Source organism: Nonomuraea sp. NPDC059194, assembly GCF_042754765.1.
Classification (GTDB): Bacteria; Actinomycetota; Actinomycetes; order Streptosporangiales; family Streptosporangiaceae; genus Nonomuraea.
This window is the reverse complement of the sequence record NZ_JBHZBH010000084.1, coordinates 1-9,928: the sequence shown is the minus strand read 5'-3', so window position 1 is coordinate 9,928 and position 9,928 is coordinate 1. Positions and strand designations below refer to the sequence as shown.

The 9,928-nt window shown below is 70.6% G+C and carries 12 protein-coding genes; 7 read left to right on the top strand and 5 right to left on the bottom strand.

Annotation, left to right across the window (positions count from 1 at the left end; genetic code table 11):
* Nucleotides 1-88: 88 nt before the first annotated feature.
* Both ACFXJ8_RS43450 and ACFXJ8_RS43445 read right to left on the bottom strand, forming a co-directional pair.
* Nucleotides 89-217, bottom strand: coding sequence for a hypothetical protein (locus ACFXJ8_RS43450; protein ID WP_379651360.1), 129 nt, complete (start codon nucleotides 215-217; stop codon nucleotides 89-91).
* A gap of 104 nt (nucleotides 218-321) precedes the next feature.
* Nucleotides 322-714 (bottom strand): NUDIX domain-containing protein, encoded by a 393-nt coding sequence (locus tag ACFXJ8_RS43445; RefSeq protein ID WP_379651358.1) that lies wholly within the window; start codon nucleotides 712-714, stop codon nucleotides 322-324.
* 195 nt (nucleotides 715-909) lie between these two features.
* On the opposite strand from ACFXJ8_RS43445, the gene ACFXJ8_RS43440 reads away from it, so the two are divergent.
* A complete protein-coding gene (locus ACFXJ8_RS43440) occupies nucleotides 910-1,563 on the top strand; it encodes a DedA family protein (RefSeq protein ID WP_379651356.1) in 654 nt (217 codons plus the stop codon).
* Here the strand turns inward: ACFXJ8_RS43440 and ACFXJ8_RS43435 are convergent.
* The gene (locus ACFXJ8_RS43435; protein ID WP_379651355.1) at nucleotides 1,507-2,247 is read right to left on the bottom strand and encodes a GntR family transcriptional regulator; all 741 of its coding nucleotides are present in this window, start codon (nucleotides 2,245-2,247) and stop codon (nucleotides 1,507-1,509) included. The two genes, ACFXJ8_RS43440 and ACFXJ8_RS43435, sit on opposite strands and share 57 nt — an antisense overlap.
* Nucleotides 2,248-2,422: 175 nt before the next feature.
* Here ACFXJ8_RS43435 and ACFXJ8_RS43430 point away from each other — a divergent pair, with 175 nt between their 5' ends.
* From ACFXJ8_RS43430 to ACFXJ8_RS43420, 3 genes are all read left to right on the top strand, one after another.
* Nucleotides 2,423-2,842 carry a nuclear transport factor 2 family protein gene (locus tag ACFXJ8_RS43430; RefSeq protein WP_379651353.1) on the top strand — a complete coding sequence of 140 codons (420 nt, stop codon included), beginning with the start codon at nucleotides 2,423-2,425 and terminating at the stop codon, nucleotides 2,840-2,842.
* Nucleotides 2,843-3,097: 255 nt separating this feature from the next.
* Nucleotides 3,098-3,658: a hypothetical protein gene (locus tag ACFXJ8_RS43425; RefSeq protein WP_379651351.1), complete on the top strand. Its 561-nt coding sequence runs from the start codon at nucleotides 3,098-3,100 to the stop codon at nucleotides 3,656-3,658.
* Nucleotides 3,655-4,179, top strand: a complete 525-nt coding sequence (locus ACFXJ8_RS43420) for a nuclear transport factor 2 family protein (protein WP_379651349.1) — start codon at nucleotides 3,655-3,657, stop codon at nucleotides 4,177-4,179. The genes ACFXJ8_RS43425 and ACFXJ8_RS43420 overlap by 4 nt, the downstream gene beginning before the upstream one ends.
* A 157-nt stretch (nucleotides 4,180-4,336) precedes the next feature.
* On the opposite strand, the gene ACFXJ8_RS43415 is transcribed toward ACFXJ8_RS43420, so the two are convergent.
* Nucleotides 4,337-5,263, bottom strand: a complete 927-nt coding sequence (locus ACFXJ8_RS43415; RefSeq protein WP_379651347.1) for an AAA family ATPase — start codon at nucleotides 5,261-5,263, stop codon at nucleotides 4,337-4,339.
* Entirely contained in the window at nucleotides 5,263-5,871 is a 609-nt protein-coding gene (locus ACFXJ8_RS43410; protein WP_379651346.1) for a Mu transposase C-terminal domain-containing protein, read from the bottom strand. Before ACFXJ8_RS43410 ends, ACFXJ8_RS43415 begins: the two co-directional genes overlap by 1 nt.
* 155 nt (nucleotides 5,872-6,026) lie before the next feature.
* Between ACFXJ8_RS43410 and ACFXJ8_RS43405 the strand changes: the two genes are divergently transcribed.
* The 3 genes from ACFXJ8_RS43405 (at nucleotide 6,027) to ACFXJ8_RS43395 (ending at nucleotide 9,851) form a co-directional block, all read left to right on the top strand.
* Nucleotides 6,027-6,743, top strand: coding sequence for a hypothetical protein (locus ACFXJ8_RS43405; RefSeq protein ID WP_379651344.1), 717 nt, complete (start codon nucleotides 6,027-6,029; stop codon nucleotides 6,741-6,743).
* Between the two features lie 315 nt (nucleotides 6,744-7,058).
* Nucleotides 7,059-9,164: a prolyl oligopeptidase family serine peptidase gene (locus tag ACFXJ8_RS43400; protein WP_379651343.1), complete on the top strand. Its 2,106-nt coding sequence runs from the start codon at nucleotides 7,059-7,061 to the stop codon at nucleotides 9,162-9,164.
* 306 nt (nucleotides 9,165-9,470) lie between these two features.
* A complete protein-coding gene (locus tag ACFXJ8_RS43395) occupies nucleotides 9,471-9,851 on the top strand; it encodes a recombinase family protein (protein WP_379651341.1) in 381 nt (126 codons plus the stop codon).
* Nucleotides 9,852-9,928: the final 77 nt, after the last annotated feature.

Here is a 9,928-nt window from a genome sequence, read left to right as displayed (position 1 = left end):
CATCGCAGGAGCCACCAGGCCGCAGCGCGCAGGCACCACTTTAGGCAGCGCCTGCGCCTTCAACTCATCCCGATCTAGCTATGTAGTACTAGCCCTTGACGCTGACCTTGTGGTGGGACTGCTGCTGAGCGTTCATGTCGAAGGCCCACGGGTCGCCCTGCGCGGCCTGTTCGCGCAGATTGCGCCAGCCGGAGTCGAACTCCAGGGTGCGGGTCATCGTGGAGGCGACGACGCCCGAGCGTGACCTCGCGCCTGACCGCGTCGACCTTGCGGAGGTGTTCGGCACGCTGTGCATGCTGATCTCGGGCGAGCTGACGACGGTCAGGGGATGAGCAGCCCCTGGGTGTGCAGGGTGTCGAGGACCAGGCGGTTGGCGGCCGAGACGCGATGGCGGTCGCCGTGGGTCAGCCAGGCGATCTCCGCGATCTCGGCGCTGGGCCTGAGCATGCCGACGTAGTCGGCGGTGTAGCAGGTCATCCGCACGGTGGCGTCGGCCCGGCCGTGGGCGGGCGCCTCGTAGGTGCCCACATGGTGGAAGGTGTCGGGCACGAGCGCGACGGTCAGCTCCTCGGCGATCTCGCGCACGAGTGCGTCGATGTCGCTCTCGCCCGGCTCGCGCTTGCCGCCCGGCAGGTAGAAGGCGTCCTTGCCATGGGAACGCGTGCCCAGCAGCCTGCCGTCCTCCAGGAGGACCCACGCGACCTTGTCGATCATCAGCTGCTCCCTCGGTCGGCAATCGTCGCAGGTGGTCGGCCTGGTGAGGCCCTTTTACAGGGTAGCCGCCCCGGCTCAGCGGCCCGGCTCAGCGGCCCGGCTCACCGGCCCGGCTCACCGCCCCGGCTCACCGCCCCGGCTCACCGCCCCGGCTTGCCGGCCTGGCGAGGGCGGCCGACTGACTAAGGTGGCCGGATGCATATCGACGAGTGGCTGCAGGCGATTTCGCCGGTGTGGATCTGCGCGCTGGTGGGCCTGGTGATCGGGCTGGAGAGCCTGGGCATCCCGCTGCCCGGTGAGATCGTGCTGGTCAGCTCGGCCCTGCTGTCGGCCAAGGGCGTGGTCAGCCCCGTCTGGGTGGGCGTGTGCGCGAGCGTGGGCGCGATCGTCGGCGACTCCATCGGGTACGGCATCGGCCGCAGGGGCGGCAAGCCGCTGTTCGACCGGCTCGGCAGGCGCTTCCCCAAGCACTTCGGGCCGCCCCACATCGCCAAGGCCGAGCACTACTTCCACCGCTACGGCATGTGGACGGTGTTCTTCGGGCGGTTCATCGCCCTCCTGCGCATCCTGGCGGGGCCGCTGGCGGGAGCCCTGCGCATGCCGTACTGGAAGTTCCTGGTCGCCAACGTGCTGGGCGGCATCGTCTGGGCGGGCGGCACCACGGCGGTGATCTACTACCTGGGCATCGTCGCCGAGAAGTGGCTGAAGGGCTTCTCCTGGGTGGGGCTGGCGGCGGCCGTGCTGTTCGGCATCGGCACCACCTGGTACGTCAAGAGGAAGGCGAGCAGGGCCTCAGCGCTCGATGAGGGTGACCTCGAGGGAGTAGTGCGAAGCCCGGTAGACGTGTGAGCCGTGCTCGACGGCCTTGCCCTGGTCGTCGTAGGTGGTACGGACCATGGTCAGCAGCGGCGCGCCCCTGCGCTCGTCGAGCAGCTTGGCCTCGGTGACGGAGGCGGCGCGGGCGCCGATGCGCTGGTTGGCCACGCGCATGCGGACCCCGGAGGCGCGCAGCAGCTCGTACAGGCCGCGCCCCTGCAGGCCCTCGGGGGTGAGCGGGGCCAGGCCGACGGGCAGCCAGTTGTGCAGCAGGGCCAGCGGCTCGCCCGAGGCGAAGCGGAGCCGTTCGAGATAGAGGGCCTCGTCGCCGGGGGACAGCCCGAGGACCTGGGCGACCTGCTCATCGACCGGACGCGGTTCGAGGGCCAGGACCTGGGTGGCGGGCTCCTGGCCGGCGCGGCGCAGGTCGTCGTAGAGGCTGGTCAGCTCCACCGAGCGCTTGACCTGGCCATGGACGACCTGGGTGCCGACGCCGCGCTTGCGGACCAGCAGGCCCTTGTCGACGAGGTACTGGATGGCCTGGCGGATCGTCGGCCTGGACAGGCCCAGCCGGTCGGCGAGCAGGATCTCGTTGTCGAGCCGGGAGCCGGGGGCCAGGTCGCCACGCCTGATGGCCTCGGCGATCTGCTCGGCTACCTGGAAGTACAGGGGGACGGGGCTGGAGCGGTCCAGGTCGATCGCCAGGTTCGCGGTCATGCGATCAGGTTAGCGAGGTCAGAATGTCCTGACAAATATTTCGCTTTGCTCAGTCGCGAGGGCGAGCACCGCGCGCCGGTCGTCGGGACCCGTTCGCCGCTCGATCAGCCCCTCCCGCTCCAGCGTGCGCACCGCGTGCCGGATAGTTTTGGCCAAACCAATTTCCATCCGACTCGTGAGGCCCGCGATGCCCGTCCACTCCCGCGCCGACATCGTCCGCCGGTACCTGCACGCCCTCGACGCGGGGGACACCCGCGAGATCGTCAAGCTTTTCGCGCCCGAGGGCGAGGTCATCTCGCCCTTCCTCGGCCGGATGGGGGCGGCCGCGTTCTTCGCCAAACTCGCCGAATCATCGCAGAACAGCGAGATCACGCCGATCGACGTCTTCGCCAGCCTCACCGAGCCGCGGGTGGCCGCCTACTTCCGCTACCGGTGGACGCTGAAGGACGGCTCGGTCATCACCTTCGACTGCTGCGACATCTTCGACTTCGCCCCGCAACCCGAGGACGACGTCACCTTGCCCCGGATAGCGCGCATGACGATCATCTACGACACCGCGCCCATCCGCGACGAGGTGGGCGACAAGTACGCATAGAGCGGCGTGAGGCCTAGCGCTTCAACGGGCCCGCAAGGCGCATCAGGGCGGGCACCCGCACCGCCCTGAGCATGATCGCGTCCACCAGTACCGCCACCGCCATACCGACCCCGAGCATCTGCACGAACGACATCTGCGCGCTCGCCTACGCGGCGAACGAGACGGCCAGGATGCCACCCGCGACCGTGATCAGCGGCGCGCTGCTCTGCTGCCCCGTCGCCACGGCGGCGGTCGTGTCGCCGGTCGCTGCTGTTCATGGCGCGCAGCGTGCTCATCCCGGTCAAGGCGACGCTGCTGAACGTGCTCAGCCTGGGCGTCATGTTCGGCGCGATCGTCTGGATCTTCCAGCAGGGAGACCTGTCCGGCCTGCTCGGCTTCACCCCGACGGGCACACTGGACGCGAGCATCCCGATCGACGGTCTGATCACCCGCTCCACCGACGACAGGCAGCAGTTCTGGGCTGCGCGAGCTGATCGACCTGCTGGTGGAGGAGAGCGTGGCGTTCAAGACGCGCGCGCCCGCCTACTGGGCGCTGCTGTACGGCTCGGCGACGGCGACAGGCTGGCCGAGGGTGCGGCCCGGCTGCACGGCGCGGCTGAAGACGGCGCTGGTCCGATACCTGAGCTCAGCCCTGACCTGAGCGCGGGCGTCAACCATCCCGATGGCGTCGACACTCTGAATCGGGACCAATTGTCAGCGTGTTCGGGCGCCACCTCTTGGAGATCCTCCGACTTGGCCCAGGGGAGGCGTGGTTCGGTTGGAGGTCTGATTGCCGCCAGCGGAGGCATGTCGGAGCCGGTGATGCTAGTGCCATGAACACAACGGACGTGGCGGGGGATCCCGTTGGCGGATCGCGAGCGGACGAGCAGTCACTGGTCGACGCCTGGACGGTAATGGAGAGGTTCTACGCGGCCGAGGCCGCGTATGTGGCTGCAGGCGGATTCGGTAAGGCGAGCTATGATCACGTCGCCGTTTACCTGGATCCTGAGGTGATCTTGCATCAGGCTCCCGGGCTGCCCTTCACCGGCACCGGAACATGGCGCGGCCATGACGGCATGGAGCGCTTTCTGGCCCGCTTCAGCGAGGTCTGGGAGTCGATGGAGTTCCTGGAGCAGGAGCATTGGGGTGACGAGGACACTGTGGTGGCGCGGAACCGGGTGCGCTTTCGCGCCCGTGCCACCGGCCAGGAAGTCGAGACCTTGATCATGCAACTGATCACCGTCAGGAACGGACGCATGCTCGAATGTCGCCCGTTCTATTGGGACCCCGAAGCCATCGCCGACGCCTGCCGACGACGTGATGCCGATGTGACTCCAACGGCTGGATCAAGTGCCTGAGCGACGCCAGGCCGTCATCATCCAGCAGCCGTCTGGCGGGTGACAGCGGTGCCATCCGCTTCGGCGCGGGAGCGAGATTGCTGTTGAGCGCCAGGTTCGTGACAGCGGGAGCGACAAGTCGGTGACAGTGACTCGCGTCAAGTTGATGTAGTGGGGCTTACGCGCTGTGATCCTCTGCAGGAGGCCGGTCGTCGAGCCACGACAAGTCCGGTGGTGATGGATCCGGCCATGGCTCCCCTTCGGTGTCGCTGCTGCCGTACAGCTGCTCCTGGAGGTGTTGCCCGTCGTCGAGGCGTGGCCGGCGCCACCACGGCGGTTCGGCGAAGGGGTTCTCGGGGTCGCCCAGGTGGTCGCCTCGGGTGAGGCGCAGGCTGTACTGGACGTCGGCGGAGGCCTCCGCCTTGGTGGGGACGCCCTTGTCGCGGATGAGGCCACACAGCCTCAGCTCGCGTTCGAGCTCGAGGTGCCGGGCGCGGTAGGCGGCGTACTCCGGAGAGCGGTCGGCGTAGATGGGGTGATAGCCGCGCATCAGCGTCGGTACCTGGGCGCGTTTGATCGCCTGGAAGGGCAGGCGGCGGAAGACGCGCGAGCGCAGCATCGGCTCGCGCGAGAGAACTTCCCAGCAGCCGTCGCCGCCGACGTAGAGCAGGGCGAAGCGGGTGTCGGGGTGGTCGTGCAGGTGCCGCAGGAGTTCGATGCAGTCGCCGGTCAGGCGCTGGGCTTCGTCGACGACCAGGCGCGGAGCAGCGGTGAGCAGGTCGGTGAGGGCGGCGGTGAGGTAAAAGCGGCTGCGGCTGGAGGGCGCTTTGGAGCCGGTCAGGGCGCGCAGCAACTCGTCGGCGACCAGGCGCATCGTCGGGCGGCTGGGGAAGGCCAGGCTGACTGTGGCGATGCTGGCGGCGGCGCCGTCGCGCAGTGCCTCCAGCGCGGCTTCGACCGCGTACGTCTTGCCGGTCCCGGCCGGGCCGTGCACGACCCCGGTGGCCTGGAAGTCGACCAGGTCGCCGATGATCCGCCCGACCAGCTGGAAGTGGTTGGTGGGCAAGATGGCGGCGCCGCGCAGGCCTGCGAAGTGCCGGGGCATCAATCCTCCCGCGGTTGCGGAGCGTCGTCGGATCGCGGCGCCGGGGCGCCCGGGGCGCGGGCGGACACGGTGGGGTCGGTGGGGTCGGTCAGGCCCAGCAGGCTGGTGCTGGCCCGCCGCCGCAGCTGATCATCGCGAGTCCGGGCAGAGGCCGCCGTCGCGGCGGCGGGTGGCAGGATTCTCGACTCGGTTGGCGGGCTGCCCGCGCTGGTCTCGGTGAGCGGCACGAGTTCGGCGCGGGCTCGGGCGGTGGCCCGGCGCCGCTCCTGGCCGAGGCGGCGTGCCTCCTGACGGGTGTGTGCGCGGAAGGCCTCGGTCTGCTCGGGGGTGAGGCGTTCGGCCGGGTGCGCGGTGCACAGGTGGCGGCCGTCGAGGTTGACCTCGACGAAGCGGTCGTCGTGCGGCATGTAGCGGATCTCCACGCGCTGGCCGCCGCGACCCTGGAGCTCGGGCGCGATGTAGGCCAGGCCGTTGAACCGGATGCCGTCCTTGCCGATGGTGCGCATCGTGGCGGCCAGCAGGAGGTGCCGGAGCTTGTCGGCGCCGATCCGGTACAGCGGGGCGGTGTCGGACTCCCCTGCCTGCAGCGGGGTGCGCCCGTCCAGCATCCGGTGCGGGCGTTCGGTGTTGTACCAGCGTGCCCAGGCGGCGAACCCCGCGTGCCGCCGGTGAACCCAGGCAGGGCGCGCAGCAGGGTCTCGTCGATCATGCGGTGGATCCGCTCCACCTTCCCCTTGCGGTAGGCCTTGCGGGAGGGCAGCCGATGCCGGTCGATACAGAGCGCGGCGAGCACGTCGTAGACGGCGCCCGCGGCGAACTCCAGCCCGCGGTCGATGCGCACCAGCGCCGGGACGGCGCCGAACGGGCCGCGCTCGACGTCGTAGACCAACGCCATATGGAAGGCGGTCAGCACCGTGCCGGCGTGCGGAGGCAGCGCCAGCGCCCACCCGAGCAGGGCGCGGGTGCCGTCGTCGACCACCGTGGTCAGCCACGGCTTGAGCGCCGGACCGCGCGGCGGCAGCACCACGATGGGCAGCTGCTTGTGATCGGCCTCCCAGGTGTGGTTGCGCGAGGATCGGGGCCGAGTCAGATACACCGAGGCCTTGCGGCGGCCCTCCTCGCCGGTGCGCCAGGCGGCTCGCTCGGCCGGGGTGAGCTCGCGGTCGAAGGCACGCTGCAGCGTGCGCAACGCCACCGGCGCGTCCCCGCTCCACCCGGCGCGAAGGAAGTCCGGCACCGCGACCCCGGCCACCGTGCCGTTCACCACGGCGACCCGGGCGCGATGGACGGCGGCGATGTTTCCGCGGAAGTAGGCGAAGGCCTCGCGATCGGTGATGGACAAGACGTAGGCCGAAGGCCCCGGCGAGCGCAGCTCGGCGTGATCGTCTTCGAGCGCTCGCCACATGGTGCGCTCGCTCACGCCCAGGCCGCTGGCGGCCAGCCGGACATGCTCGGTCGTCAGCTGGCCAGCCTCGCGTAACGCGGTCAGCCGCGCGACGGCCGCAGCGCGGCGCTCACGATCTACGGCCATAGCTGCCCTCCGGCTACGGCTTTCCCGGCTACCTCAACGGGGGTGAGGCGTTGGCGTGACCGCCCCCTGTCACAGCACGGGAAGCAGCACGCTCAAACGGACCGTTGCAAGCGGACTACAGATCGTCTCAAGATTGATCCAACCCGGACGAACTCACGTCGCGGCCAGCTGCAAGTGATCAGCATCCAAGGCGGTGGCCAAGGCGTCCTGATAGAGCAGCCACCAGCTCACCCGGCTTCGCGAGCGTCGCCTATGATCATGCGGATGAGCGACATCACCGGCCCCCCGATCGCCCGAGTGGACGTGGTGCGCGACGTCCAACACGGCATCACGCTCGACGATGCCTACCGGTGGATGGAGGCGGACGGCGAGGAGTTCCACCGCTGGCTCGACGGCCAGGCCAGCCATGCCCGCGAGCAGCTGGACACCCTGCCGCGCCGGGAGGAGCTGCTGACCCGGATCCGCGAGCTGGGCGGCGCGCTCCCGCAGTACTCGAACTTCACACCGGCGGGCGACAGCATCTTCTACCTGGCGCGCGAACCGGACACCCGCGTACCCGTGCTGATGGTGCGTGAGCCCGAGGGAGCGAGCAGGGTCCTGTTCGACCCGGACACCGTGCCCGGCGAGGCGCACCACGCCATCGACTGGTACGTGCCCTCCCACGACGGCCGCCACATCGCCTGCGCCGTCTCCCCGTCCGGGTCGGAGGAGGGCACGATCCAGGTCATCGACGCCGGCTCCGGCGCCATCCGGGAGACGCTCCCGCCCACGACGCGCTTCGCCTTCCTGAGCTGGCTGGAGGATGGCCGGTCGTTCGTTTACCACCGCTTCGTGGCTCCTCCGGCGGGCGCCCCGCCGGAGCAGCGCCGCCTGGACAGCCGTTCCTTCCTGCACCGGCTGGGCACCGACCCGGCGCAGGACCAGGTGGTGCTGGCGCGCGGGCTCAACCCCCACGTCGAGCTGACCCCGCAGGATCGGCCCTTCCTGGTGGTGCCGCCGCACGGCGAGTGGATGCTGGCGATCGTCTCCCACAGCGCACTCGGCCCCTGGACCAACGAGCAGCTGAGCGACTGCTCGCTGTACGTGGCGCCACGAGCCGCGCTCGCCGATCCGGCCACCTGCCCGTGGCGGAAGGTAGCGGCCGCGGCGGACGGCGTGACCGCCTTCGCCACCAGCCACGACACCCTCTACCTGGTCTCCCATCGGGACGCGCCCCGCTCCCACGTGCTGGCCGTTCCGCTTGCCGTACCAGATCTGTCTCAAGCCCGGGTGGTCGTGCCCGCGGGTGAGCGCGTGGTGGAGGCGGTGCGGGTCGTCGGCGACCGGCTGCTCGTGCGCGATCTCGACGGCGGCGTCCATCGGGTACGGCATGCGCCCCTGTCCGGCGGCGAGCCCGTCGACCTCCCGCTGCCGGTGGAGGGCGCCATCTGGGAGTGGACCACCCACCCGGAACGGCCCGAAGCCCTGCTGCTGGCGGCCGGTTGGACAGACGCGCCGCGGCTCTACCGCTACGACGGCGAAACCCTCGAGGACACCGGGCTGGCGCCCCGCTCACCGGTCGACTTCGGCTACGTGCACGCCCGCATCCTGCACGTGCCCGCGAGGGACGGAACACAGATCCCGCTCACCGTCATCCACCGCAAGGACCTGGAGCTGGACGGCGACAACCCGGCCCTGCTCACCGGCTACGGCTCCCATGGCGTCACCGACCTGCCGCAGTTCCGTCCCGAGATGCTCGCCTGGTACGAGCGCGGCGGCGTCTACGCCATGGCGCACCTGCGCGGTGGCGGCGCCTACGGCCGGGAGTGGCACGAGGCCGGGCGCGGCCCGCGCAAGGAGGCCACCATCACCGACTTCATCGACTGCGCCGAGCACCTCATCGCCCTGGGCTACACCCGTCCGGGACGGCTGCTGGGCGAGGGCGCCAGCGCCGGCGGCATCCCCACCGGCGGCGCGCTGGTGCGCCGGCCGGAGCTGTGGGCTGCCATGGCGATGCAGGTGCCGACGGCCAACGCCACACGGACCGAGTTCAGCGAGAACGGGCCGATCAACGTCCCGGAGTTCGGCAGCGTCGCCACCTCGGACGGCCTGCGCGGCCTGCTGATCGCCGATGCCTACCTGCGGGTTGAGGACGGCGTGCCGTACCCGGCAGTGCTGCTGACCGCCGGCCTGCGCGACGCGCGGGTGCCGCCGTGGCAGCCGGCGAAACTGGCCGCCCGCTTGCAGGCGGCCACGTCCTCCGGCCTGCCGGTGCTGCTGCGTGTCGAGGAGCACGGTTGGCACGGTGCCGGCTCGACCCGAGAGCAGGAACATGCCCTGCTCGCTGATGTGCTGGCCTTCCTGTTGCATGCTTTCGAGGGGTCACGATGAGTACCGGCTGAGCAGCGAGCCCTTCGTCATGTCGCGTCGCTGTCGTCCGGCGGGCCGCTCGATCCCGGCCTGCGGGTGACGCCCCCGAAGTGACCGCCTGGTGCCGCCGTGCCGTCGCTGAGTACCTCGTGCCCGCTCCCGACCCGGTCGCGGCTGGCATCGACGGGCACTTAGGGCGGTGGCGAACGGCGGTACGCGTCTGGCCATGGTGTGGTCCCACGGTAGAGCACGGCGGGGACAGAACGGTCGGTGTTTCATAGGCGGTCGGTCCCGGCAGGCTCGCCCTGCCGCACCGGCCGGGGGCGGGTGGCCGCGCAGTACCACACCGCCCGCTTCCGGCTCGTGCCCGCACTGGCCAAGACCCTCGCCGTGGCGGTCCCGGCGGTGCGCAAGCCCGGCACGGCCTGGACCGAGCTGCCGCGCCCCGCGGCCGCCGGTACCGCGCCGACCGGGCACGCGCGCATCGGCTACGCCCGCGCCTCCACCGCGCGCCAGTCGCTCGACACCCAGCTGGATGCGCTCAAGGCCGCAGGCGTCGCCCGGGTCTTCGCCGAGAAGATCTCCACCCGCGCCGCGACCCGGCCGGAACTCGAGCGGGCCGTCGCCCTGGCCGGCGAGATGCGCGCCTCCGGTCTCGCCGTCACCCTCGTGGTCCACGAGCACAAGCGACTAGTAGTACTTCGTTAGGTTACGAAGTGTTGTGGGGCGAATACGGCTGGCAGCAGACGTGACAAGCGCCGGTCCAGGTGGCGAGTAAAGTCTGC

Coding starts and splice junctions, on each gene's coding strand:
- ACFXJ8_RS43400 (WP_379651343.1), top strand. CDS start 7,059: ATGAGCGACATCACCGGCCCCCCGATCGCCCGAGTGGACGTGGTGCGC.
- ACFXJ8_RS43450 (WP_379651360.1), bottom strand. CDS start 217: ATGACCCGCACCCTGGAGTTCGACTCCGGCTGGCGCAATCTGCGCGAA.
- ACFXJ8_RS43445 (WP_379651358.1), bottom strand. CDS start 714: ATGATCGACAAGGTCGCGTGGGTCCTCCTGGAGGACGGCAGGCTGCTG.
- ACFXJ8_RS43405 (WP_379651344.1), top strand. CDS start 6,027: ATGCCGGTCGATACAGAGCGCGGCGAGCACGTCGTAGACGGCGCCCGC.
- ACFXJ8_RS43425 (WP_379651351.1), top strand. CDS start 3,098: ATGGCGCGCAGCGTGCTCATCCCGGTCAAGGCGACGCTGCTGAACGTG.
- ACFXJ8_RS43440 (WP_379651356.1), top strand. CDS start 910: ATGCATATCGACGAGTGGCTGCAGGCGATTTCGCCGGTGTGGATCTGC.
- ACFXJ8_RS43435 (WP_379651355.1), bottom strand. CDS start 2,247: ATGACCGCGAACCTGGCGATCGACCTGGACCGCTCCAGCCCCGTCCCC.
- ACFXJ8_RS43410 (WP_379651346.1), bottom strand. CDS start 5,871: ATGCTGGACGGGCGCACCCCGCTGCAGGCAGGGGAGTCCGACACCGCC.
- ACFXJ8_RS43420 (WP_379651349.1), top strand. CDS start 3,655: ATGAACACAACGGACGTGGCGGGGGATCCCGTTGGCGGATCGCGAGCG.
- ACFXJ8_RS43415 (WP_379651347.1), bottom strand. CDS start 5,263: ATGCCCCGGCACTTCGCAGGCCTGCGCGGCGCCGCCATCTTGCCCACC.